The 426-nt window shown below is 57.3% G+C and carries 1 protein-coding gene; it reads left to right on the top strand.

All coding sequences use genetic code 11. From position 1 onward, the window contains the following. Positions 1-426: hypothetical protein (locus AC1RPR_RS08340; RefSeq protein ID WP_481763490.1), on the top strand; the 426-nt coding region annotated here is incomplete at both ends.

Here is a 426-nt window from a genome sequence, read left to right as displayed (position 1 = left end):
CTGGAGGTGACGCGCGACAAGGAAGGCCAGTTCACGGCCCAAGTCGTGAACTACACGGCAAATGTCCTGCTCACGCTTGTCGGTGACGAGAACATCGCAAAGACCCTAATCAAGCTTGCGCCTGAAGTTTCGCATGCGGAACTGCGTGAGACCGTCAACGCCATCAACGGTGCATTTGATGCAGGCTATTCGCGGGGCGAAAAACTCGGTGGCCTCAACATCGTGTCCGTTCTCCCGCAGCCAACCATCGACAACATCCTGCTGGTTCTGCGCAACGGCAAGAAGGGCAGTTTCGAGCTGCGCGTTGTGTCGCTGACGGAACAAGAAGCTCCGGCAGCGCAAGACGTTAAGGCTGAGGCCTCGATTGCTGATGGCACGGCACAGGACGTTGATCGCGTGTTCAAGAAAGTGAAACGCTCGCTCTCC

Source organism: Dellaglioa sp. CoH-57-MRSF-22 (genome assembly GCF_056781895.1).
This window is presented reverse-complemented; position numbering and strand designations above follow the sequence as displayed.